We start from the raw sequence: 22,136 nt of genomic DNA, 5'->3' as shown, positions 1-22,136 counted from the left end.
CCATGAGAATATTGGTTTAAACAATACCTTTACGCCATACCTTTACACGACGACATAAAAAGAGTTGAGCCGTAGCATAAAAATTTGCTCGTTTATTGTCAAAGATTATTTAAAGCTGTTTTAGATTGTTATTTCCCATAAAAAACACAAGCACGTTTTTTGAAAGAAAATACGATTAACCCTATGCCAATCGAAGATAAACAAAAAAAATAAAAAAACACTAACCTCTTGAACATAGTGAACATCGAAAATGAATAGGGCCACGCTCTTCGCTGTAAGGCGATACATTAAACCTATTAAAACGATATCAATTCAAGCTTTAGCCTATAAACAATAAAAAACAAATTTTACGATTTGAAAAAAGAGGTTACCTGTAAATACCGCGATGAACAATAACACAGGTAAACTATAACCCAGAAACTTAGAGCCTATCCCAATAGGATTTTATTCCAGACAATGATGCCGCAGGTAAAATGCAGCATCGCCTAATAATTTTCGACTTTCTTCTCCCAGCGAGTCAGAACCCGACGAAAGCGATTCATCCAGCTGTGCGTTCTCTCCACTACCGGCTTTGTTGAATAATTTAACCGTTTGATTTACATCTTCTTTAGTTAGAATGCATTTACAGAGAATGTATTTTGTTAGAACGACAAATCAAATAGTTAGCACAATAAAAAGCATTCCGAGAGGAAAAATTAGTCGTTGAAATTTTATAATGCTTATATAAATCAGTATCTTAAATTATTCAACAAAGCCTCCACTACCCAGCGGTGAGCTTTAAAATCCGTGTTTTTGATGGCTTCCGACTCCTCTTTCCTTGACTGGATATGAGGTTCGTAACGACGACTTTTCAGACAGGCCTCCAGCCATCCGGCTTCATAGCCTTTGTCCAGACAGAGGCGGAGCTTTCTGCCGGGTCTGCCCGTCTGAAGGGCGTCGAGAGTATCAGCAACCAGCTTTATGTCGTGGGTATTTGCCCCTGAGACAACCAGAGAGAGGGGAAGCCCTGTAGTGGTTGAATAATCAGGACACTAAACTTACATCCAAAACGGAGGTGTTTAGTGAACCATAAACGACAATTTACCCCTGAGTTTAAAAAGGAAGCCGTTGCCCTGGTAACAGAGCAGGGCTATACGATAGCCAGGGCAGCAGCATCGCTGGGCATAAGCAACAAAACCCTGCATACATGGGTCTCGCTGGCACGCGAGCAGAGCAACGGCGTACTCAGCGATGATGAACGTGCAGAGTTAAAACGGTTACAAAAGGAAAACAAAGAGTTACGTACAGAGAAGGAGATACTAAAAAAGGCGAGTGCCTTCTTCGCGAAACATATGTCGTGAGATATAGCCAAGCGACATTATTTTGATAACAGCCAGCTATGCTTCTTTGCCGCATATCAGGGCATAGGATGTAATCATTTTTAAGTCGGTTGGCTATACCGGTTCATTCTCGACAATGCCACTGACTTCAGCGTTCGTACACTCTGTCGGGTCATGCGTGTGACGGCCTCTGCCTGGTATGCATGGCGAAAAAAGCCCGCCGAACCGCTGCAAAAAGACGTGGAGGTCCGGGTCAGGTTAAAGGCGCTGTTCGCCGCCAGCAGGCAGGGAGCAGGAAGCCGGACCCTGGTCAAAAGGCTTCGTGGAGAAGGCATCATAATCAGCCGCTGGCGGGTGAGGAAACTCATGCAGGAAGAGGGGCTGGTCTGCCGACAGCGCCGGACTTATAAGGTCACGACAAAACCCCGCCCGGGTGCAGAGGTGGCACCAAACCTGCTGAACCAGAATTTTAACCCGCCGGGGCCAAATCAGGTATGGGCGAGTGACATCACGTATCTGAAGACCGGTGAAGGCTGGCTGTATCTGGCGGCTATTTGTAGTGGTCAACTAAATTTGGCCACCCTACCTGACTGTTGATGGAACAGCCGTTCTGATTCATTTGGTGTTAACCCACCGTTATACCAGTGAGGTCTGACATCGCTATAATAATGGGTTATGTAGCGAATAATGGATGATTGAGCAGTACTAAAGCTTTGGTAGCCAGTCGTTGGCACCCATTCAGTCTTCAGACTACGGAAGAATCGCTCCATCGGACTATTATCCCAACAATTTCCTCTGCGACTCATACTTTGGGTCATCTGATATAGCCAACCGACTTAAAAATGATTACATCCTATGCCCTGATATGCGGCAAAGAAGCATAGCTGGCTGTTATCAAAATAATGTCGCTTGGCTATAACGCCACAATGCCTGCCTATACTGACGACTGGTGTAATGGCCTCCTTGGTCACTATGAAACATGACTTGTTTGGGATGCCCACGCAGTTCCCAAGCCATTTGTAGTGCTTTGGCTGTTAATTCTGAATCTGGCGAAAACGACATTGCCCAACCCACGGGTTTTCGGGCAAATAAATCTAATACCACCGCCAGATACGCCCATCGGTCGCCTGTCCAAATATAGGTTACATCGCCGCACCAAACCTGGTCAGGCTTGGTAACAGGAAACTGCCTATTGAGCAGATTTGGAATATCAATACGTTCATTTCCACCGCGGTTGTATTGATGTTTTCTTGTTTGGCAACTAACGAGGGTTAATTCTTTCATCAACTTACCCGCTAACCACCGCCCAAGTTTCACGTCGTGTGTATTGGTAACCATCGTGGCGATAGTCCTTGCGCCCGCAGACCGGCTTTGTTGAATAATTTAAGATACTGATTTATATAAGCATTATAAAATTCCAACGACTAATTTTTCCTCTCGGAATGCTTTTTATTGTGCTAACTATTTGATTTGTCGTTCTAACAAAATACATTCTCTGTAAATGCATTCTAACTAAAGAAGATGTAAATCAAACGGTTAAATTATTCAACAAAGCCTCTATTTGATTAATCCAACGCGATACAGAGGCAGGGCCAATCCGAAATTGCTTCGCTGTTTCTCGGATACTCAACCCTTCGTTTTTCCGTGTAGATATCACTTTACGTCTAAAATCAATTGAATAGCTCATTTAAATAATGTAATCAAAATTAAGTCGTTTAGCTATATAATTTTGGTCAAGGACTAATTTGGCGGTTTCACATTTAAATTCAGCAGTAATTATTTTACTCATTTTGGCACCTATAAAAATTATGAGGTAAGCATATCACCTCTACTTAGGTGGCCAAATTCAGTATGCCACTACATTGTTTTCTGGCGCACGATTCTTGCTCAGTACGCCTGCCTTACGTTTCTCTCTTAGCCGGTAGCTCTCCCCCTTGATATTCAGCGTCGTTGAGTGATGCAGCAACCTGTCCAGGATCGCCGTTGCCAGCACGTTAAGCGTGTTGCTTAATAGTGAAATAAGGGTGTTTCGGTGATTGAAGTAAATTTTACGCTGTTCTGAGATGGAAATTCCAAAGACCGGCGCTAAGGAGTAAGAAGGTATCATCAATAAAGGGTCTACGATTCCGTAAAATTTGGGTCATGCAACCGAGGCGCTTGATACCCGCGATGGCGTGTTCAACTGTAATACGGATGCCCGAGATTATTTTATTTTCTTGTTTTTGTTCAGGCGATAAAGGTCTTTTTCGAGTTCCTTTTTTTGGGATTTGTGTATTAGGATGCTGTTTATCTATACCTTGAAAACCGGTATCTGCCCAGATGGTTACCTCAGGAGGAATATGGCGAATTATATCGACTTTATCGAGTAAGCGTTTATCGTGACCGCGCCCATTTTTGCTCATGGGGATAAATCCAATTTGCCTTGTTTCGTCAGTCATAATAAGCCCTTTTCGAGTGGTCTGTCTTTTCTTTCCCGAATACATTTTTTTTCGCCGACGCAGATTCTTAGGCTTTTGGACAGGTCGCTCTGTCCCATCAATAAAGACGTCTTTAACTCCAGGAAAGGCGCGAAAAAATTCCTCAGCAGAGCGAATTTGACGAGCGGGCAAAACACATTCTCGCCCCAAGGTCATCTCTAAAACCGGCAATAATATTTTTACCCAGCGACATACCCGTGTTCTATCTAAACCAAAAAGAAGTCCTTGCAAATCATAGGTCGGATAACATTTTAAATACAATAAAATAAAAAGCAGTTTATCTAATGGGGTTGGGATAAATCCTTTCTGCCCTGCACCCATCTGCCGCTCGTGATCTTTTCGATTCTTTTTCCGATAAATCAAATAACAAGCTGAAAATTCAGCGGCTAAATTTTTCAATTCTTCGACTGATAATCCAATGATTGCTTTACATAAACGATTATCTCGTAACAACCGCTCTTTGTTGATCATTTCAAACCTTTATTCTCTAAGTTAAACCTCTTTTTATTCTCAATAGCCTGACAAAAAATGCAAGTCTCTATTCAGCAACTAGTTTAATTTCAACTGTGAAATGGTGGAGGGGGATTTAGAAAACATCCCTAGCCAGGGGCCGGTGGTGCTGGTCGCCAACCACCCGATCGGCTCACTGGATGGTCTGGCACTGCTGCGCGCGGTGGCGAGCGTTCGCCCTGACGTGCGTATTCTAGCCAGCCAAGTGCTCTCCTAAATTACCCCATTAAAAGGGGTGCTGCTCGCCGTCGATAACGTTAACAACCGCACCAAGCGTTCACAAATCAATGCGATACAGCAGCACCTTAGTCAGGAGGGTGCCATCATTCTGTTTCCGGCAGGCGAAGTGTCACGCATTAGCCTACAAGGGATTCGCGATGGGCATTGGCACAGCGGTTTTATAGCTAAACGACTTAATTTTGATTACATTATTTAAATGAGCTATTCAATTGATTTTAGACGTAAAGTGATATCTACACGGAAAAACGAAGGGTTGAGTATCCGAGAAACAGCGAAGCAATTTCGGATTGGCCCTGCCTCTGTATCGCGTTGGATTAATCAAATAGAGTCAAAAGCATCGACCACGCGTCAGCGAAAGATCGATAAATCCGAGTTGATAAAAGATGTTGAACAATATCCAGATGCTTACCAAAAAGAACGTGCAGAGCGTTTTGGCGTTTGTCAGAAGGCCATTTGGCAAGCGCTTAAAAAGCTGGGATTGACCTATAAAAAAAACTCTACGTCATCCGAAAGCCGACGAAAACGCCCGGCAGGGATTTCAACAAAAAAAACAACAGTATGAAAAAGAAGGTAAACCTATTGTTTTTATTGATGAAAGTGGTTTTTCACACGATACCCCACGGACTCACGGCTATTCCCCAAAAGGTCAACGGTGTTTTGGCCTGAAGAACTGGGGAGCTAGGGGAAGAACAAATGTTATCGGCGCTTTATTAGGCACAACGCTGTTTGCTATCGGATTATTTGATATCAATATTAACAGCGATGTTTTCTATGCCTGGGTCACACAAGTCCTTATCCCAGTACTCCCTAAAAACAGTGTAATCATGATGGACAATGCCACTTTTCACAAAAAACATAATATTCAACAAGTCATCATCGATGCAGGGTATATGGTGGAGTATTTGCCTACATATTCGCCAGATCTTAACCCAATTGAGCATAAATGGGCACAAGCAAAAAGCAAAAAAAGAGAGATGGGTTGCGATACAGAGAGTTTGTTCTCAGTCCATATGGTGTAATCAAAATTAAGTCGCTTGGCTATATTCGCATGGCAAGCAAAGCCCGTGCGCCCGTCGTTCCGATTCACATCAGCGGGCGCAACAGCAGCTTGTTCTACCTCTCTTCTTTACTCTACCGGCCGCTCTCAACGCTGCTGTTGGTCCGAGAAATGTTTCAACAACGCAGCCAGAAGCTCAAAATCCGTATTGGCGCCCGCATTCCCTATGCTATAGCCAAGCGACATTATTTTGATAACAGCCAGCTATGCTTCTTTGCCGCATATCAGGGCATAGGATGTAATCATTTTTAAGTCGGTTGGCTATACCTGGAGCCACGGAGAGTGGAATGCCAACGATGTTGCAGCCCGTTTCCGCCGCCATGTCTATCGACTGGGCTTGGGTAAACCCGGCACTTTTCTGGGAGAAAAACCGATTGCTCTGGCGGAAGATCGCGCCGCGCTGAAGCACGCGCTAGCCGTGTGTGAAACCTTAGGCACCACCCCTGACGGTAAGGTCGTTTACCTCTATCGACGCGGTGAAGAGGGATATGTGCCGATTCTGCGCGAGCTGGGACGGTTGCGCGAAATCGCGTTCCGCGCCGTCGGAGAAGGCTCAGGCAAGCGGCGCGATCTGGACAGCTATGACGACGACTACCTGCATCTGATTTTATGGGATGAAAAGGAGTTGGAAATTGTCGGAGCCTACCGCGCAGCAAATTGCCCACAAAGGCCTTAACGGTCTGTATAGCCACAGCCTGTTTCAGTATGGGGCAGAGATGGATCCGATTCTGGCGCAGGGCATTGAATTAGGGCGCAGCTTTATTCAGCACAAATATTGGGGAAAACGTGGGCTCGACTATCTGTGGCTGGGGATCGGCGCGTATCTGGCCCGTTACCCGCAATATCGCTATTTGTTCGGTCCGGTGTCGCTTTCCGGCACCCTGCCACCGCACGCGCGGGATCTGCTGGTTGCCTTTTATCGCCTGTACTTCTCACCGAGTCAGCCAATGGCTACCTCACGTCGGCCTTATCCGGCCTCGTTGCCCGATGTGTTAAAACAGTTTGAAGGCACCGACTATCAACAAGATCTGACGCGGCTAAAAAGCATGCTCAACAACATGGGATGCGCGATTCCCACACTGTACAAGCAATATTCTGAGGTTTGTGAAACCGGCGGTGTACAGTTTATCGATTTCGGTATCGACCCTGATTTTAACAATTGCATCGATGGCCTGGTGCTGGTGGATATGACACAGCTCAAACCGTCTCGCTACCAGCGCTATGTGGCTCCCCTCCTACCGGAGCCACAGCCGACTCCGCAAGAGCACGCGTAGCCATCGCCCTTCTTTGTTATTGCCATCCTCCGTTTTCACGGAGGATGGCGGACGCATTATTTCAACTGTGATGCGTAGTCCCGACGTGGTTGCCCGATATAAATCTGGCAGGGACGATAGATTTTGGGTTCCTGAGTATGCAGTTCCTTCCAGTGGGCAATCCAGCCGATAGTGAGGCCTACCGCAGAAATAACCGGGAACATGGAGGGCGGCAGGCCCATGGCTTTCAGGATCACCGCCGTGTAGAAATCCACGCTCGGATAGAGCCGGTGCTCAAGGAAATAGGGATCGGTCATGGCGATATGTTCCAGTTCCATCGCCACCTGCATCAGATTATCTTTCGGCCCCATATCATTGAGCACTTCATGGCAGGTTTTTCGCAGCACGGCCGCACGCGGGTCAAAATGGTGATACACCGAGTTACCAAAGCCCAGCAAACGGAACGAATCGCGGCGATCTTTGGCCCGGCGTACAAAATCGGGAACACGCTCAACGGTATTGATCTCTTCCAGCATGCGCATACAGGCTTCATTAGCACCGCCATGGTTGGTTCCCCACATGGTTGCCAGCCCGGCGGCAATGCACGCAAAGGGGTTGGCGCCGGAGGAACCGGATGCTTGCACTGGTCAAGTAAATCAGGACACTTTTTTCTCAGCCATTTGTTCATAACGCACCGGAGACAGATCCCCGTTAGCGGCATGATGCCTGTGTAGGTTGTAGTAGCGGATATACGTCGCCACATCCTGCTCCATGTAAGCCCGTGTTGGCTGGGGTACCAGCAGCAACCATTCATGTTTCAGACTGCCCCAGAAGCGCTCCATCACCGCATTATCCCAGCAGGCACCCACGTCTCCCATACTGCTCCTCAGCCTGTAGCTGCTCAGCAGCGCCTGAAAGCGTTGTCCCGTGTACTGCGCCCCCCTGTCCGTATGCACCACCAGGCCCGGCGGGGGAGTTCGCAGGTTATATGCCTTCATCAGGGCCCCGCAGACCAGCGATGAGGTCATCCGTCTGTCCACCTGCCAGCCCACTATCTGCCGGGAGTACAAATCCATAATAGCCGCCAGATACAGCCAGCCTTCACCGGTCTTCAGATACGTGATGTCACGCGCCCACACCTGATTTGGCCCCGGCGGGTTAAAATTCTGGTTCAGCAGGTTTGGGGCCACCTCTGCACCCGGGCGGTGTTTTGTCGTGACCTTATAAGTCCGGCGCTGTCGGCAGACCAGCCCCTCTTCCTGCATGAGTTTCCTCACCCGCCAGCGGCTGATTATGATGCCTTCTCCACGAAGCCTTTTGACCAGCGTCCGGCTTCCTGCTCCCTGTATGCTGGCGGCGAACAGCGCCTTTAACCTGATCCGGACCTTCACGTCTTTTTGGGCTTTGTTGAATAAATCAGAATTAGCCGACAGGATGACTCCCTCTGCTACACCTGTTATCCTATCCTGACGCTGTGTGGCATACCCAACAACGTCATACGGTTCAGTGACCATCGCCATGGCTTCACCTACTTGAGCCTCATAGTCACGCAGGCTCAGATGGCCACCCAGCAAAGTTTTTATGCGGAACATCGCTGTTTCTGCCACTGAACGCCGGTGATAACCCACTTTCTTTTTCCACATATCATTACTCCCGCTCAGACGCTGATTCGCCACCGCATGGTTACGTTCATGGTACTTGTCCGGCCAGTATTTGGCTCCGCTTCGCGGCGGGATAAGGGGCCTGATTTTCTTTCTTAGCAACGCATCGTGGCAGTAACGGGCGTCATAAGCACCGTCTGCTGACACTTCCCTGATTTTTCGGTGGGTTTGGTTAATCAGGCCCGGCAGTGCCTGCGCATCTGTCGTTCCGCTGAGCGATAAGTCGGCACAGATAATCTCATGCGTCGCACTGTCTGCTGCCAGATGAAGCTTGCGCCACACTCTTCGTCTGTCAGCCCCATGCTGCCTGACTTTCCATTCACCTTCGCCAAAGACCTTCAGACCGGTACTGTCGATGACCAGATGCGAGATTTCACCACGCGTTGGCGTTTTTATGCTGATACTGACGGTTTTTGCCCGCCGACTGACCAGAGAGTAGTCCGGGCAGCGCAGTGGCAGGCTCATCAGTGTAAAAACCGAGTCGACAAAGCCCTGTAATGCCCGGAGCGACAGATTAAACACGCGCTTTATCATCAAAACCGTGGTAACAGCCATATCGGTGTAGTAAAGCGGCCGACCACGACCTTCATGCGAAGAACTGTCAGTCCATGCAGCGATGGCCGACTCATCAAGCCAGACCGTCAGGGAGCCGCGTTGTCTGAGTGCTTTGTTGTAGGTGGGCCAGTTGGTGATTTTAAACTTTTGCTTTGCCATGGGGAGCTGCTATCGTGAGCGATGATAGTGCTTTGATCCGGCGATCCCCTGAAAGTTCGATTTATTCAACAAAGCCGTCTTTTTGCAGCGGTTCGGCGGGCTTTTTTCGCCATGCATACCAGGCAGAGGCCGTCACACGCATGACCCGACAGAGTGTACGAACGCTGAAGTCAGTGGCATTGTCGAGAATGAACCGGTATCTCACCACATATGTTTCGCGAAGAAGGCACTCGCCTTTTTTAGTATCTCCTTCTCTGTACGTAACTCTTTGTTTTCCTTTTGTAACCGTTTTAACTCTGCACGTTCATCATCGCTGAGTACGCCGTTGCTCTGCTCGCGTGCCAGCGAGACCCATGTATGCAGGGTTTTGTTGCTTATGCCCAGCGATGCTGCTGCCCTGGCTATCGTATAGCCCTGCTCTGTTACCAGGGCAACGGCTTCCTTTTTAAACTCAGGGGTAAATTGTCGTTTATGGTTCACTAAACACCTCCGTTTTGGATGTAAGTTTAGTGTCCTGATTATTCAACCACTACAGCTCTCACTGCGGTGGTAGAGGGACATTGGCCGTGATCGGCGTGCAGAATCAGCACCCGGTTCATTGCACGTTCCAGCACCGGGTTGACTTCATACTTTTCCGCCGGAACGGAAAACAGCATATGCAGGAAACTGCCAGTATATGAGAGGCTGTTGCGCGGATAAGCCGCCGGTTGCTCAATGGAAAATTTGTAGCTCATGGCGGCCAGCGTCGGCATCTTCGACAACAGGCGCAGCGCCGCCAGCTCGCGGTGCTCTTCGTTGTGAATATCCAGCACGTCGTGATAAAACGCCGCCAGCGCCCCGACCACTGCGCACATCAGCGCCATCGGGTGCGAGTCGCGACGAAACCCGCTGACCATACGCGAGATTTGCTCATGAATCATGGTATTCCGTGTGATGCTGTTGACAAACTGATCGTACTCTTCACGATTCGGCGCATCACCGTGCAGCATGATGTAAAACACTTCGGTAAAATCACACTTCTCAGCCAGTTGCTCCACCGGAAACCCGCGATGCAGCAGCACGCTATTGGCAGCGTCAATGTAGGTGATGGCGGATTCACACCCGGCTGTGTTATTGAACCCCGGATCGTAGCTGCACAGCCCCTGCGCACATAACGGACGAATGTCTACGGCCTCTTTGCCTAACACGCCCGCGCGCACGTTGAGCGCAATGTTCTTTTTTTCTTCCATCGTCAGGATGGATTTCTTGACTGTCATTATTCTTTCTCCCGTCCGAATGCGCCTTTCACCAACATGACACCCCATAACGCGAATCTGCGCCGCATTACCGTAACACAGCCAGAGCACACTCCGTACCGCACCTTTCCTTAATACGCGAAAAAAGGCTTTAAATTCGAACAATTCGCTGAAAAATTGACATAGGTAAATTTTCTGAGAGGCCATAATGCCGACTGGCATTTTTGCTACGCAATCCGTATAACTGTCCCCGATTAGTTAACTCACCCCTTGATGATGATTGAATTCCGATTATGAATGATGCATTGAGCCAGATTATCGCCAGCGAATTGCAGGCGCGAAAGGAGCAGGTTGACGCCGCCGTCCGACTGCTGGACGAAGGGAACACCGTACCGTTCATCGCTCGTTACCGTAAGGAAGTGACTGGCGGGTTGGATGATACCCAACTGCGCCAGTTGGAAACCCGCCTCGGTTACTTGCGCGAACTGGAAGAACGGCGTCAGACCATTCTGAAATCGATCGAAGAGCAGGGAAAATTAACACCACCGCTGGCTTTGGCGATTAATGGCACCCTGAGTAAGACTGAACTGGAAGATCTCTATCTGCCGTACAAACCTAAACGCCGTACTCGTGGACAAATTGCCATCGAAGCGGGGTTCGAGCCGCTCGCAGACAGCCTGTGGCAAGAGCCGAGCCAGGTGCCCGAAGAGGCGGCGTTGGCCTATGTCGCCGAAGACAAAGGCGTTGCCGATGTCAAAGCCGCGCTGGACGGTGCACGCTACATTCTGATGGAGCGTTTCGCCGAAGATGCCGTCTTGCTGGCCAAGGTGCGTGACTACTTGTGGAAAAATGCTCATTTGGTGGCACGCGTGGTCGAAGGTAAAGAAGATGAAGGCGCGAAGTTCCGCGACTACTTTGCCCACCAAGAACCGATCGCCAGCGTGCCCTCGCACCGTGCATTGGCGATGTTTCGCGGCCGCAACGAAGGGGTGCTGCAACTCGCCCTGAACGCCGACCCACAGTTTGACGAGCCACCGCGCGAAAGCCACGGTGAACAGATCATCCTTTCACACCTGAATTTGCGGCTAAACAACGCCCCTGCCGACAACTGGCGCCGTGCGGTGATCAACTGGACCTGGCGTATCAAGGTGCTGTTGCATTTGGAAACCGAGCTGATGGGTACCGTGCGTGAAAAGTCCGAAGAAGAAGCCATCAATGTGTTTGCGCGCAACCTGCACGATCTGCTGATGGCAGCACCGGCCGGAATGCGAGCCACCATGGGGCTCGATCCAGGCCTGCGCACCGGCGTGAAAGTTGCGGTGGTGGATGCAACCGGAAAACTGGTTGCCACGGATACGATTTATCCGCATACCGGGCAGGCCGCTAAGGCTGCGCCGACCATTGCGGCGCTGTGCGTCAAACATCAGGTAGAACTCGTGGCGATCGGCAATGGCACCGCATCACGTGAAACCGAACGTTTCTTCCTTGATACGCAAAAACGGTTCCCGGCAATTAAGGCTCAGAAAGTGATTGTCAGTGAAGCGGGTGCTTCAGTGTATTCAGCCTCCGAGCTGGCGGCGCTGGAATTCCCCAGTCTGGATGTTTCCCTGCGCGGTGCGGTTTCTATTGCCCGTCGCTTGCAAGATCCACTGGCAGAGCTGGTGAAGATCGATCCCAAATCCATTGGTGTCGGCCAATACCAACACGATGTGAGCCAGATGCAACTGGCGAAAAAGCTCGATGCGGTGGTAGAAGACTGCGTTAACGCCGTGGGTGTCGATCTGAATACTGCCTCGGTGGCGCTGCTAACGCGTGTTGCCGGCCTCAGTAAAATGATGGCCCAGAATATCGTCAACTGGCGTGATGAGAACGGGCGCTTTGACAACCGTCAGCAGTTGCTCAAGGTCAGTCGCCTGGGGCCAAAAGCGTTCGAACAGTGCGCCGGATTCCTGCGTATCAACCAGGGTGATAACCCACTGGATGCCTCAACGGTTCACCCTGAGGCCTACCCGGTGGTCGAACGCATTCTGGAAGCCACACGCCAGACGCTGCGCGATCTGATGGGTGATACGACCGAGCTGCGCAAACTCAAGGCCGTGGATTTCACCGACGCACGCTTCGGTTTACCCACGGTGACGGACATCGTGAAAGAGCTGGAAAAACCTGGGCGCGATCCGCGACCGGAGTTTAAAACCGCTGCGTTCGCCGAAGGGGTGGAAACGCTCAACGATCTGTTACCGGGCATGGTGTTAGAAGGTGCAGTCACCAACGTCACCAACTTTGGCGCTTTCGTGGATATCGGCGTACACCAGGATGGTTTGGTACACATCTCGTCGCTGTCCGATCGCTATGTCGACGATCCGCACAAGGTGGTGAAAGCCGGGGATATCGTGAAGGTCAAAGTGTTGGAGGTCGATCTGCAACGTAAGCGCATCGCGCTGACCCTACGTCTCGATGAACAGCCGGGTGACACCACGTCACGCCGTAGCGCCAGCGGTGCTCAACGCAACACCGGATCTCGCCCTGCTAATCATACACCGCGTGCAAAACAGCCGCAGAGCTCAACAGGCAATAGCGCCATGAGCGATGCACTGGCCGCCGCATTTAAAAAACGTTAGTTTTTTGGATACCCTAAATACTTCGAGTTACAGGAAGGCGGTAAGCGAGGGACAAATTTGTCTGGAGCGAATTTGAACAGCGCTTGCGTTGGCCCGAAGGGTGAATCTCAGGGATGAGATTCATTCACCCCGATGCGCTGACTCAAGTCAGTAAACTAGTTGCTGAATAGAGACTTGCATTTTTTGTCAGGCTATTGAGAATAAAAAGAGGTTTAACTTAGAGAATAAAGGTTTGAAATGATCAACAAAGAGCGGTTGTTACGAGATAATCGTTTATGTAAAGCAATCATTGGATTATCAGTCGAAGAATTGAAAGATTTAGCCGCTGAATTTTCAGCTTGTTATTTGATTTATCGGAAAAAGAATCGAAAAGATCACGAGCGGCAGATGGGTGCAGAGCAGAAAGAGTCTGTAAAGAATTTTGTGTAAATGGCTCCATTGCTTAACCGGAGATTCGTTCTCCATACATCAACATGAATTGGCTCATAGCAGGTTTCCAGTCTCTGATTGGCAAGGTCCATTTAGCAGAGATATTATGCAAGGCTAGATAGAGTAATTTTATCACCGAGTCATCCGTTGGAAATATTCGTCGCGTTTTCGTTATCTTGCGCAATGAAGCATTTAACGACTCTATCGCGTTGGTGGTGTAGATAACCTTGCGGATCTCCGGCGGAAAGTCAAAAATGACGATGAGACGTTCCCAATTATTTCTCCACGACGGGCTGATCGTCGTGAACTGCTCATCCCATTTGGCCGCGAAGGCATCCAGGGCCTCTTCAGCGCCCTCTAGCGTTGCGGAACTATAGATGGTGCGCAGGTCAGCAGCAACGGCCTTACGCTCTTTCCAGCCGACGTAGCGCAGCGAGTTCCGTACCTGATGCACAATGCAGAGCTGTACCCGCGTATGCGGGTAAACAGCTTCAATGGCATCAGGAAAGCCTTTCAGGCCATCGCAGCAGGCGACGAAGATGTCCTTTAGCCCACGATTTTTCAGTTCTGTCATCACAGATAACCAGAACTTGGCCCCCTCAGTTTTGGCTATCCATAGCCCCAGCAGCTCTTTTTCGCCCTGGCCGTTGACGCCGAGGGCCAGATAAACAGACTTGTTGGCCACGGCTCCGCCGTCCTGGCTTTTGACCACAATACAGTCAAGGTATAGCCAAGCGACTTAATTTTGATTACACCATATGGACTGAGAACAAACTCTCTGTATCGCAACCCATCTCTCTTTTTTTGCTTTTTGCTTGTGCCCATTTATGCTCAATTGGGTTAAGATCTGGCGAATATGTAGGCAAATACTCCACCATATACCCTGCATCGATGATGACTTGTTGAATATTATGTTTTTTGTGAAAAGTGGCATTGTCCATCATGATTACACTGTTTTTAGGGAGTACTGGGATAAGGACTTGTGTGACCCAGGCATAGAAAACATCGCTGTTAATATTGATATCAAATAATCCGATAGCAAACAGCGTTGTGCCTAATAAAGCGCCGATAACATTTGTTCTTCCCCTAGTTCCCCAGTTCTTCAGGCCAAAACACCGTTGACCTTTTGGGGAATAGCCGTGAGTCCGTGGGGCATCGTGTGAAAAACCACTTTCATCAATAAAAACAATAGGTTTACCTTCTTTTTCATACTGTTGTTTTTTTTGTTGAAATCCCTGCCGGGCGTTTTCGTCGGCTTTCGGATGACGTAGAGTTTTTTTTATAGGTCAATCCCAGCTTTTTAAGCGCTTGCCAAATGGCCTTCTGACAAACGCCAAAACGCTCTGCACGTTCTTTTTGGTAAGCATCTGGATATTGTTCAACATCTTTTATCAACTCGGATTTATCGATCTTTCGCTGACGCGTGGTCGATGCTTTTGACTCTATTTGATTAATCCAACGCGATATAGCCAACCGACTTAAAAATGATTACATCCTATGCCCTGATATGCGGCAAAGAAGCATAGCTGGCTGTTATCAAAATAATGTCGCTTGGCTATACAGAGGCAGGGCCAATCCGAAATTGCTTCGCTGTTTCTCGGATACTCAACCCTTCGTTTTTCCGTGTAGATATCACTTTACGTCTAAAATCAATTGAATAGCTCATTTAAATAATGTAATCAAAATTAAGTCGTTTAGCTATAAACAATGGGATAAAGCGCATCCAGCGGGGCTTTGTTGAATAATTTAACGTTTTGATTTACAACTTCTTTAGGTGGGATGCATGTACAGAAAATGTATTTTGTTAGAGCGATAAATCAAATAGTTAGCACAATAAAAAGCATTACGGTAGTAAAATTTAGTCGTTAAAATTTTATAATACTCATTTAAATCAGTATTTTAAATTATTCAACAAAGCCAATTTCCATCTCAGAACAGCGTAAAATTTACTTCAATCACCGAAACACCCTTATTTCACTATTAAGCAACACGCTTAGTGATAAAGCGCGCGCCTTCCCCTCTCAGTTATCCGGTGGGCAGCAACAGCGTGTCGGTATTGCGCGTGCGTTGGCGGCAAAGCCGAAGTATTTGCTGTGCGACGAGGCGACCAGCGCGCTCGATCCTGAAACCACGGAATCGGTGCTGGCGCTGCTGGCAGACACTAACCGTCAGTTAGGTGTGACGATCGTGTTGATCACGCACGAACTGGCGGTGGTAAAAGCCATTTGCGATCACGCGGCGCTGATGGAGCAAGGCAAGATTGTGGAAAGCGGGGCGCTGTCGACGCTGCTTGCGACGCCTGATTCCCAACTGCGTAGAGCGTTGCTGCCCGATTATGCGGCAGAACAGGCGTTTCTTCGCCGTCACGGCATCATTGAGGGGAGTGCCTTATGCAAGGTCGCCTGAGCTGGGATGAGTTTATTGCGTTGATGTGGAATGCCACATTATAGACGGGCTACATGGTGGGGCTGGCAGCGCTGTTTACCGTGCTGATTGGCCTGCCGTTGGGCGTGGTGTTGTTTATCACGCGATCTGACGGGGTTGCGCCCTTGCCTTGGTTAAATCGGGGGCTGGGCGCGGTGATCAACGTTGGTCGCTCGTTACCGTTTGTGGCGTTGTTGATTGCGCTGATCCCGTTAACCCGTCTGATCGTGGGCACCACGTTGGGAAGTACGGCGGCGATCGTACCGATCACCATCGGGGCTTTTCCCTTTTTTGCCCGCGTAGTGGAAAATGCGTTGGATGAGGTGGAGCGCGGGCGTATTGAGGCGATCCAGTCAATGGGGGGATCGCTCTGGCACGTGATCGGCAAAGTGTTGCTGCCAGAAGCGCTGCCAACCATTCTGGCTGGTGTGACCCTAACGGTAGTGTTGTTGATCGGGTTCTCTTACATGGCGGGCGTGATCGGCGGCGGTGGGTTGGGTGATTTGGCGATCCGCTATGGCTATCAGCGTTTTAACGATCAGGTGATGGCGGGTACGGTGGTGGTTCTGGTGATTTTAGTTCAGGGTGTGCAATCGATCGGCGATCGTTTGGTGCGCGCGTTATCCCATCGACGATGATCGATCGTTGCTGTGGCGCAAGATCGGTTCTGTGATTATATTTTAAGCGTTCAATCGCAGATGAAAGATAAATTACTTGTGCTCCGAGACTAACCAGTCCACAATTGCGTCCCGCTCGCGTAATAGGCTATTTTTTGTTCAGCGAGTTTGCAGGTGTCGAAGTGTTTACTCCTCTCTTTTGCGTTTCATGTAATATAAAATCTCATAATTTTCTTAACAGACTTATCTACAGGCTTCTCTTGGCCTGCATAAAATGAACTGTGGCAGGATTGTCAAAACTATATTTGTATCTTGCTGATATTTATTGATAAAAATAACTTATCAAAATGTTAAGACGATCACTTGCACTTTCTTCACGGATTGATTGGCAAGGAGTTTTATATTTATGCACAGGGCGGGCCAGGATGATATGGCAGGCTGGAAACACTTCAGGCATCGCGCGGTAATCCTTTTTCAATAGCACGAATAAGCCGTTTTTTCTGTGGCAACTGCACGTCGATAGCGTGAGCGGCGCGGCGTGCCAATTGCTGTTCAATCGCCCAGTGAATATGCTCATCGATCAGCGCGCTCTGCCCGAGTCGCGCTTGTAAAGCTGGAACAACATTTTCCTCATAGGGGGCATTCCCCAGCGCCACGGCGATATTACGCAGCCAGCGCTGGTGACCGATGCGGCGAATGGCTGAACCTTCCGTGATGCGCAGGAATTTCGCTTCATCCCACTGAAACAGGTCCAGCAGCGAAGGCGTATGCAGCGCGGCGCGCGGGCTAAAATCATCTTCATCGGTCAACTGTGAAAAGCGGTTCCAAGGGCAAATCAGTTGGCAATCATCACAGCCGTAAATACGGTTACCCATCAGTGGACGTAACGCTTCGGGAATGGCACCTTCCAGCTCAATGGTCAGGTAGGAGATGCAGCGCCGGGCATCCACGGTGTACGGTGCCACGATAGCCCCCGTTGGGCAGGTTGTCATGCAGGCGACACAGCGTCCGCACTGTTCTTCCAGCGGTTGATCGACCGGTAACGGCAGGTCGATAAGCAGTTCCCCGAGGAAAAACCAGGAGCCCGCTTCCCGATTGAGGATCAGCGAGTGTTTACCCACCCAACCTAACCCAGCCTTGGCCGCCAGTGGGCGCTCCATAATCGGTGCGGAATCGACGAAAGGGCGGAATTGCAGGCTGTCGCAATGTTCCTGTATCCGGTCACCCAACTTTTTCAGCCGCTGACGCAACAGTTTGTGGTAATCACGCCCCAGCGCGTAGCGGCTGACATAACCGAGCGTCGGGTTATTCAGGGTCTTGGCAAAGGCCTCTTTGGCGGGCAGATAGTTCATGCGCACGCTGATAACGCGTAGCGTGCCGGGCAACAGTTCATGTGGGCGCGCGCGTAGCATACCGTGGCGCGCCATCCACGCCATTTCACCGTGATACTGCTTATCCAGCCATGCCTGAAGCAGCGGTTCTTCATGGGAAAGATCGGTATCGCAGATCCCTACCTGCTGAAAGCCCAATTCACGTCCCCACTGTTTGATGAGGTGGGCGAGTTGGTTAAGGTCGTAGGGATAAGTCATGAGAAACCATTTGGTAAAGATAAACACGGCTATTTTATCACATCGACTGACGGACGTCTGTGCGCTGAAGATCACCGATGCCATGCGACATTTACCCTACAGGTTTCTGGCGACCGGTATCAGACCTTGCTAAGTTGAGACATATAGCCAAGCGACATTATTTTGATAACAGCCAGCTATGCTTCTTTGCCGCATATCAGGGCATAGGATGTAATCATTTTTAAGTCGGTTGGCTATAAAGATAACCATGCGTTATCCGTTTTTGCTACAAGCGCTTATGTTGCCCGGGAGGAACTCATGCCCCATACCGTACCTGCTCATCAGCGAAGGCTACCAGACCGCGTTTATCCACCCGACTGGCTGCGCCGTGAAGAGCCTGATGCCGCGCAGCAAGCGGGGATCACGCTCTATGCGTTGATGCAACGTGCCGGCGAAGTCGCTTACCAGCATGCCCGTCGCTGCTACCCGAATGCGCGCCGTTGGCTAGTGCTGTGCGGACAGGGTAACAACGGCGGCGATGGCTATGTGGTGGCTACGCTGGCTCGCGCCGCAGGGATTGACACCACCGTGGTCGCGTGCCGGTCTGCACGGCCTCTGCCAGAGGAAGCGCAGTGTGCCTACGCGGCATGGCAGAAGGCGGGGGATGTGGCATTAACGCCCGACGCCCCCTGGCCTGACGGAATCGATTTGATTATCGACGGCCTGCTGGGGACTGGGTTATCCTCCGCGCCGCGTGCCCCGTATGAGGCGTTGATCGCACTCGCTAATGCTCACGCTGCGCCGGTACTGGCGCTGGATATTCCCTCCGGCTTGAATGCGCAAACTGGCGCCTGTGCCGGAGAGGCGATCGTCGCTGCCTGCACCGTTACCTTTATTGCGCTAAAACCCGGGCTGTTAACGGGCAGGGCGCGTGCTTGTGTCGGTGCGTTACACTGTACGGATTTGGGCCTGTCCACCTGGTTGCAGCAGCACCCCGCGCCGATGCGACGTTTATCCCGTGAACACTTACCGGGCTGGCTAACGCCGCGTTCGCCGCTCGCGCACAAAGGCGAACACGGTCGATTGCTGCTGGTGGGGGCAATGCCGGGATGGGCGGGGCTATTGCGATAGCGGGAGAAGCGGCATTGCGCAGCGGTGCGGGATTGGTGCGAGTACTCACTCACACACAATACGCCGCGGCGCTGTTAATGGCGCGCCCGGAACTGATGGTGCAAGCGCTGAGTGATACCACCCTGCGTGAAGGGCTTGACTGGGCCGACGTGGTGGTGATTGGGCCGGGACTGGGGCAAGATAGCTGGGCGAAAAGCGCCCTGCGCGCCGTGGAAAATTGTAACAAACCCATGCTGTGGGACGCGGATGCGCTAAACCTGCTGGCAATGAGCCCTTTTAAACGTCAAAATCGTATTTTAACCCCACATCCGGGGGAAGCGGCCCGCCTGCTGAATTGTCGAGTGGCGGAGATTGAAAGTGATCGCTTACTTGCTGCCCAGAAACTGGTACAACGCTATGGCGGTACGGTCGTGCTAAAAGGGGCGGGTACCGTGATTGCCGATGAATCTGATGCGCTGGCGCTGGCTGACGTCGGCAATCCTGGCATGGCGAGCGGCGGTATGGGCGACGTATTGTCTGGTATTATTGGCGCATTGCTTGGACAAAAATTGTCACGCTATGCGGCAGCTTGCGCTGGCTGTGTGGTGCACTGTGCAGCGGCCGATGCGCTGGCTGAGCAGCACGGCACGCGAGGGATGTTGGCAACCGATTTGATGCCAGTATTTTCCCGCTATGTTAATCCTGAGTGGATACCCTTAGAAAAGACAGAATGAAAAAAGTAGATTTTCCGCTGCCGGATGAGGCAGCTACCATCGCATTAGGGGCATCGTTGGCGCAGGCCTGTGACAGCGCATGCAGTATTTATCTTTTTGGCGATCTGGGTGCCGGTAAAACCACGTTCAGTCGTGGTTTCCTTCAGGCACGCGGTCACCAGGGCAATGTGAAAAGCCCCACGTATACGCTGGTAGAGCCGTACGCGCTGTCACCGTTGGCGGTGTATCATTTTGACCTTTACCGCCTGGCAGATCCTGAAGAGCTAGAGTTTATGGGGATCCGCGACTACGTGACGCAGGATGCCATCTGCCTGATTGAGTGGCCGCAGCAGGGAGACGGTATTCTCCCCAGTGCCGATCTTGAAGTGCATCTGAACTATGAAGCGCAAGGGCGGCATGCGCAGCTGATCGCCATATCGGCGCTGGGTGAGCGTATTCTGGCGCAGATTCCTTCTCTGCCGGAGAGTGAAACGCCATGATGAAACGCGTGCTCGCTCTGGTGATGTGGCCTGGGCTGCTGCTGGCCAGTACGGGTTGGGCCGCCAACCTTTCTGATATCAAGGTTGAAAACGGTGATAATCAGGCAACGGTCAGCCTGAATTTCAGCGGACAGCCGATCTATGCCTTTTTCCCGCTAAATAACCCGGATCGGGTGGTGATCGACATCCGGCAGACGGGTGTGGTTCAAGGGTTGCCGCTGGAGTTCAGTGGGCAAAACATTATCAAACGCATTCGTACCAGTCAGGCGAAGGATGCACAGAGCCTGCGACTGGTGCTGGATTTGACCCAACCGGCCAAAACGCGCGCTTCGACACAGAAAGCTGGCGCGGGCTTTAACGTGGTGTTTACCGTTGCCGGGCAGCAGAAAGCGAAGGTGGCTAAAGCGCCGACAGCGGCTCCCGTGACGCGTGAAACCCGCAACACGGCACCGGTTGAATCGGGTGGCAATCCGTTTAACAACAAACCTACCGTGGTGGTGAACAGCAATGCCTCAGCGCGTGCAGCAGCGCCGCGTTCTGGCAGTGCCAGCGAACCGGTGATCGTCGCCATTGATGCCGGACACGGTGGACAGGACCCCGGTGCCATTGGGCCTTCTGGCTTGCGCGAGAAAAACGTGACGCTGGCGATTGGGCGCAAATTGCACACCCTGCTGAATAGCGATCCTAATTTTAAAGGCGTAATGACGCGTGACGGCGATTACTTTATCTCTGTCATGGGACGCTCCGATGTGGCGCGCAAGCAAGGTGCCAACCTGCTGGTCTCCATTCACGCGGATGCCGCGCCAAACAGTGGGGCTTCCGGTGCTTCCGTATGGGTGCTCTCCAACCGGCGTGCTAACAGTGAGATGGCCAACTGGCTGGAACAACACGAGAAGCAGTCTGAACTGCTGGGTGGCGCAGGGGATCTGCTGGCAAACAACAGTGCCGATCCTTACCTGAGTCAGGCAGTACTGGATTTGCAGTTCGGTAACTCTCAGCGCGTCGGTTATGATGTGGCGGTCAAAGTGTTGCAGGAAATGCAGCGCGTCGGGTCGTTGCACAAACGCCGCCCGGAACACGCCAGCCTGGGTGTACTGCGCTCGCCGGATATTCCCTCATTGCTGGTGGAAACGGGCTTTATCAGCAACCTGACCGAGGAGCGTCTGCTGGGAAGCAGCGATTATCAGGATAAAATCGCCACGGCGATCTACCGGGGGTTGCGCAGCTATTTCCAGGCGCATCCAGTACAATCCGTCCCAAAGCAGGAAAACCGACCGGTCGTACAGCCGGTCAACCGTAAGGCAGCGACGCCCATAACCTCGGCATCGAGTAGTACCGCGGTTACGAACCATTCTGTGGCGCGCGGTGAGTCTCTTTCGGGTATTGCAGCGCGTTACGGCGTCAGTATGGCGGCATTGCGTAGTGAGAATAATCTGAAAAAAGACGGCATCTGGGTGGGGCAGAAATTGCGTATCCCTGCGGGGGCTCGCACATCGACGGCCCCGGCGCCGCGTACCGCCGTTCCTGTCAAACATAAAGTGGTAAAAGGAGATAGCCTGAGTGCCATCGCCATGCGATATGGTGTAAGTATGAAGGAGATCCAACGTGCCAATTACATGACGTCCGGCACGGTACAACTTGGGCAGACGCTGATTATCCCGTCAGCCTGATGCCGTTCGCGACGCGCGTGC

17 protein-coding genes and 11 pseudogenes are annotated in these 22,136 nt (G+C 50.9%); 13 read left to right on the top strand and 15 right to left on the bottom strand.

The genetic code is table 11. The annotated features are described in order from the left end of the window. Positions 1 to 755: 755 nt before the first annotated feature. Positions 756 to 1,010, bottom strand: a pseudogene (locus ACQGXV_RS08080) (transposase); the annotation flags it as partial. Positions 1,011 to 1,061: 51 nt separating this feature from the next. Between ACQGXV_RS08080 and ACQGXV_RS08075 the strand changes: the two are divergent. Continuing rightward, complete coding sequence (locus ACQGXV_RS08075; RefSeq protein ID WP_440862591.1) at positions 1,062 to 1,340, top strand: transposase; 279 nt, start codon at positions 1,062 to 1,064, stop codon at positions 1,338 to 1,340. 153 nt (positions 1,341 to 1,493) lie between these two features. Further along, positions 1,494 to 1,916: an IS3 family transposase gene (locus tag ACQGXV_RS08070; RefSeq protein WP_440866108.1), complete on the top strand. Its 423-nt coding sequence runs from the start codon at positions 1,494 to 1,496 to the stop codon at positions 1,914 to 1,916. On the opposite strand, the pseudogene ACQGXV_RS08065 reads toward ACQGXV_RS08070, so the two are convergent. From ACQGXV_RS08065 to ACQGXV_RS08050, 4 genes and pseudogenes are all read right to left on the bottom strand, one after another. Then, positions 1,883 to 2,684 (bottom strand): annotated as a pseudogene (locus ACQGXV_RS08065) (IS3 family transposase); the annotation flags it as partial. The gene ACQGXV_RS08070 and the pseudogene ACQGXV_RS08065 sit on opposite strands and share 34 nt — an antisense overlap. Positions 2,685 to 2,847: 163 nt before the next feature. Then, positions 2,848 to 3,006: a helix-turn-helix domain-containing protein gene (locus ACQGXV_RS08060; protein ID WP_440866107.1), complete on the bottom strand. Its 159-nt coding sequence runs from the start codon at positions 3,004 to 3,006 to the stop codon at positions 2,848 to 2,850. A 159-nt stretch (positions 3,007 to 3,165) separates the two neighbouring features. Next, positions 3,166 to 3,315, bottom strand: a pseudogene (locus ACQGXV_RS08055) (ATP-binding protein); the annotation flags it as partial. A gap of 52 nt (positions 3,316 to 3,367) precedes the next feature. Further along, complete coding sequence (locus ACQGXV_RS08050; protein WP_440862705.1) at positions 3,368 to 4,267, bottom strand: transposase family protein; 900 nt, start codon at positions 4,265 to 4,267, stop codon at positions 3,368 to 3,370. An 82-nt stretch (positions 4,268 to 4,349) separates the two neighbouring features. Between ACQGXV_RS08050 and ACQGXV_RS08045 the strand changes: the two are divergent. From ACQGXV_RS08045 to ACQGXV_RS08030, 4 genes and pseudogenes are all read left to right on the top strand, one after another. Next, positions 4,350 to 4,709 (top strand): annotated as a pseudogene (locus ACQGXV_RS08045) (1-acyl-sn-glycerol-3-phosphate acyltransferase); the annotation flags it as partial. 33 nt (positions 4,710 to 4,742) lie between these two features. Continuing rightward, positions 4,743 to 5,108, top strand: a complete 366-nt coding sequence (locus ACQGXV_RS08040; protein ID WP_440862584.1) for an IS630 transposase-related protein — start codon at positions 4,743 to 4,745, stop codon at positions 5,106 to 5,108. Beyond that, positions 5,032 to 5,565 (top strand): IS630 family transposase, encoded by a 534-nt coding sequence (locus ACQGXV_RS08035; protein WP_440867179.1) that lies wholly within the window; start codon positions 5,032 to 5,034, stop codon positions 5,563 to 5,565. Before ACQGXV_RS08040 ends, ACQGXV_RS08035 begins: the two co-directional genes overlap by 77 nt. A 17-nt stretch (positions 5,566 to 5,582) precedes the next feature. Beyond that, positions 5,583 to 6,877: pseudogene (locus ACQGXV_RS08030) on the top strand (lysophospholipid acyltransferase family protein); the annotation flags it as partial. A 56-nt stretch (positions 6,878 to 6,933) separates the two neighbouring features. Here the strand turns inward: ACQGXV_RS08030 and ACQGXV_RS08025 are convergent. The 6 genes and pseudogenes from ACQGXV_RS08025 to ACQGXV_RS08000 all read right to left on the bottom strand — a co-directional run. Then, a pseudogene (locus ACQGXV_RS08025) lies at positions 6,934 to 7,500 on the bottom strand (citrate/2-methylcitrate synthase); the annotation flags it as partial. Between the two features lie 12 nt (positions 7,501 to 7,512). Next, positions 7,513 to 8,289 (bottom strand): IS3 family transposase, encoded by a 777-nt coding sequence (locus tag ACQGXV_RS08020; RefSeq protein ID WP_440867328.1) that lies wholly within the window; start codon positions 8,287 to 8,289, stop codon positions 7,513 to 7,515. A gap of 23 nt (positions 8,290 to 8,312) precedes the next feature. Then, positions 8,313 to 9,231 (bottom strand): annotated as a pseudogene (locus ACQGXV_RS08015) (IS5 family transposase). A gap of 61 nt (positions 9,232 to 9,292) precedes the next feature. After that, positions 9,293 to 9,436, bottom strand: a complete 144-nt coding sequence (locus tag ACQGXV_RS08010; protein ID WP_440866106.1) for a hypothetical protein — start codon at positions 9,434 to 9,436, stop codon at positions 9,293 to 9,295. Next, a complete protein-coding gene (locus tag ACQGXV_RS08005) occupies positions 9,433 to 9,711 on the bottom strand; it encodes a transposase (protein ID WP_440863524.1) in 279 nt (92 codons plus the stop codon). Before ACQGXV_RS08005 ends, ACQGXV_RS08010 begins: the two co-directional genes overlap by 4 nt. A 53-nt stretch (positions 9,712 to 9,764) precedes the next feature. Beyond that, a pseudogene (locus ACQGXV_RS08000) lies at positions 9,765 to 10,487 on the bottom strand (citrate/2-methylcitrate synthase); the annotation flags it as partial. A gap of 272 nt (positions 10,488 to 10,759) precedes the next feature. Between ACQGXV_RS08000 and ACQGXV_RS07995 the strand changes: the two are divergent. Both ACQGXV_RS07995 and ACQGXV_RS07990 read left to right on the top strand, forming a co-directional pair. Then, positions 10,760 to 13,084 (top strand): Tex family protein, encoded by a 2,325-nt coding sequence (locus ACQGXV_RS07995; RefSeq protein ID WP_440866105.1) that lies wholly within the window; start codon positions 10,760 to 10,762, stop codon positions 13,082 to 13,084. A gap of 237 nt (positions 13,085 to 13,321) precedes the next feature. After that, positions 13,322 to 13,513: a hypothetical protein gene (locus tag ACQGXV_RS07990; RefSeq protein ID WP_440866104.1), complete on the top strand. Its 192-nt coding sequence runs from the start codon at positions 13,322 to 13,324 to the stop codon at positions 13,511 to 13,513. A 13-nt stretch (positions 13,514 to 13,526) separates the two neighbouring features. Here ACQGXV_RS07990 and ACQGXV_RS07985 read toward each other — a convergent pair. From ACQGXV_RS07985 to ACQGXV_RS07975, 3 genes and pseudogenes are all read right to left on the bottom strand, one after another. Continuing rightward, a pseudogene (locus ACQGXV_RS07985) lies at positions 13,527 to 14,243 on the bottom strand (IS256 family transposase); the annotation flags it as partial. A gap of 19 nt (positions 14,244 to 14,262) precedes the next feature. Continuing rightward, positions 14,263 to 14,796, bottom strand: coding sequence for an IS630 family transposase (locus tag ACQGXV_RS07980; protein WP_440867327.1), 534 nt, complete (start codon positions 14,794 to 14,796; stop codon positions 14,263 to 14,265). Then, positions 14,720 to 14,986, bottom strand: a complete 267-nt coding sequence (locus ACQGXV_RS07975; protein ID WP_440864154.1) for an IS630 transposase-related protein — start codon at positions 14,984 to 14,986, stop codon at positions 14,720 to 14,722. The genes ACQGXV_RS07980 and ACQGXV_RS07975 overlap by 77 nt, the downstream gene beginning before the upstream one ends. Before the next feature lie 519 nt (positions 14,987 to 15,505). On the opposite strand from ACQGXV_RS07975, the pseudogene ACQGXV_RS07970 reads away from it, so the two are divergent. Together ACQGXV_RS07970 and ACQGXV_RS07965 are read left to right on the top strand one after the other, a co-directional pair. Further along, a pseudogene (locus ACQGXV_RS07970) lies at positions 15,506 to 15,919 on the top strand (ATP-binding cassette domain-containing protein); the annotation flags it as partial. Positions 15,920 to 15,972: 53 nt separating this feature from the next. Then, positions 15,973 to 16,575: a methionine ABC transporter permease gene (locus tag ACQGXV_RS07965; RefSeq protein WP_440866103.1), complete on the top strand. Its 603-nt coding sequence runs from the start codon at positions 15,973 to 15,975 to the stop codon at positions 16,573 to 16,575. 428 nt (positions 16,576 to 17,003) lie between these two features. Here ACQGXV_RS07965 and queG read toward each other — a convergent pair whose 3' ends face one another. Continuing rightward, positions 17,004 to 18,143: a tRNA epoxyqueuosine(34) reductase QueG gene (queG, locus tag ACQGXV_RS07960; RefSeq protein WP_440867326.1), complete on the bottom strand. Its 1,140-nt coding sequence runs from the start codon at positions 18,141 to 18,143 to the stop codon at positions 17,004 to 17,006. A gap of 297 nt (positions 18,144 to 18,440) precedes the next feature. Between queG and nnr the strand changes: the two are divergent. From nnr to amiB, 3 genes and pseudogenes are all read left to right on the top strand, one after another. Next, positions 18,441 to 19,966, top strand: a pseudogene (nnr, locus tag ACQGXV_RS07955) (bifunctional ADP-dependent NAD(P)H-hydrate dehydratase/NAD(P)H-hydrate epimerase). Further along, positions 19,963 to 20,445, top strand: coding sequence for a tRNA (adenosine(37)-N6)-threonylcarbamoyltransferase complex ATPase subunit type 1 TsaE (tsaE, locus tag ACQGXV_RS07950; RefSeq protein ID WP_440866102.1), 483 nt, complete (start codon positions 19,963 to 19,965; stop codon positions 20,443 to 20,445). The pseudogene nnr and the gene tsaE overlap by 4 nt, the downstream one beginning before the upstream one ends. Then, positions 20,442 to 22,115 (top strand): N-acetylmuramoyl-L-alanine amidase AmiB, encoded by a 1,674-nt coding sequence (amiB, locus tag ACQGXV_RS07945; protein ID WP_440866101.1) that lies wholly within the window; start codon positions 20,442 to 20,444, stop codon positions 22,113 to 22,115. The genes tsaE and amiB overlap by 4 nt, the downstream gene beginning before the upstream one ends. Positions 22,116 to 22,136: the final 21 nt, after the last annotated feature.

Source organism: Symbiopectobacterium purcellii (genome assembly GCF_052050035.1).
Lineage (GTDB): Bacteria > Pseudomonadota > Gammaproteobacteria > Enterobacterales > Enterobacteriaceae > Symbiopectobacterium > Symbiopectobacterium purcellii_A.
This window is presented reverse-complemented; position numbering and strand designations above follow the sequence as displayed.

Coding starts and splice junctions, on each gene's coding strand:
- queG (WP_440867326.1), bottom strand. CDS start 18,143: ATGACTTATCCCTACGACCTTAACCAACTCGCCCACCTCATCAAACAG.
- amiB (WP_440866101.1), top strand. CDS start 20,442: ATGATGAAACGCGTGCTCGCTCTGGTGATGTGGCCTGGGCTGCTGCTG.
- ACQGXV_RS07965 (WP_440866103.1), top strand. CDS start 15,973: ATGGTGGGGCTGGCAGCGCTGTTTACCGTGCTGATTGGCCTGCCGTTG.
- ACQGXV_RS08050 (WP_440862705.1), bottom strand. CDS start 4,267: ATGATCAACAAAGAGCGGTTGTTACGAGATAATCGTTTATGTAAAGCA.
- tsaE (WP_440866102.1), top strand. CDS start 19,963: ATGAAAAAAGTAGATTTTCCGCTGCCGGATGAGGCAGCTACCATCGCA.
- ACQGXV_RS08070 (WP_440866108.1), top strand. CDS start 1,494: ATGCGTGTGACGGCCTCTGCCTGGTATGCATGGCGAAAAAAGCCCGCC.
- ACQGXV_RS07990 (WP_440866104.1), top strand. CDS start 13,322: ATGATCAACAAAGAGCGGTTGTTACGAGATAATCGTTTATGTAAAGCA.
- ACQGXV_RS08060 (WP_440866107.1), bottom strand. CDS start 3,006: ATGAGCTATTCAATTGATTTTAGACGTAAAGTGATATCTACACGGAAA.
- ACQGXV_RS07995 (WP_440866105.1), top strand. CDS start 10,760: ATGAATGATGCATTGAGCCAGATTATCGCCAGCGAATTGCAGGCGCGA.
- ACQGXV_RS08040 (WP_440862584.1), top strand. CDS start 4,743: ATGAGCTATTCAATTGATTTTAGACGTAAAGTGATATCTACACGGAAA.